The following is a 559-nucleotide window of genomic DNA, read 5'->3' as shown; positions in this document are numbered from 1 at the left end:
TAACACCAGAAATCATTCGTCAAGATCAGCGTTTAAATGAATTCGAAAAAAGTTAAACAATGAAAATATATTACTAGCCCCACAACAAAAGATTGAAAAACTCAGTCGTGATCATGTTGTTGTTGCTGAAACACCATGTTTTGAAATAAAACAGCTCCAATTCATCATCAATGACCCTCTGCAAAGTAAGAATCAAAATATTTTCAATGGCTTGTTCTTTGACTTAAATCAGCCTAAGTTTGTTATCGGGCAATGTATTGGCACTCAAAGCCTGCAAAATATGGTGAAATATGCTCAAAACGAGCTGATCAAACAAGGATTAATTACCACGCAAATTGTGGTCAATCCACAAGATTTGACTCAAGGAAATTTGGTTTTAAATGTACATGTAGGGCGTATTCACCAAATTATCTCTAAGGATAAATCTGTAAATAAAATTGAGATATTCACAGCTTTACCGATAAAAAATAATGAAATCTTAAATCTTAAAAATATTGATCAGGGCCTAGAAAATCTAAAACGCACTTCAAATCGAGATGTGGATATCAAGATACAGCCC

The 559-nt window shown here is 33.3% G+C and carries 1 protein-coding gene; it reads left to right on the top strand.

The window, feature by feature from the left end:
* Positions 1-283: 283 nt before the first annotated feature.
* On the top strand, positions 284-559 hold a 276-nt coding region (locus tag FY049_RS22245; protein ID WP_446084438.1), incomplete at its 3' end, for a POTRA domain-containing protein.

The sequence above is a fragment of the Acinetobacter sp. 1125_18A genome (assembly GCF_052824985.1).
Note: the sequence above shows the minus strand (reverse complement) of the source record. Positions and strands in the feature narration are given on the sequence as shown.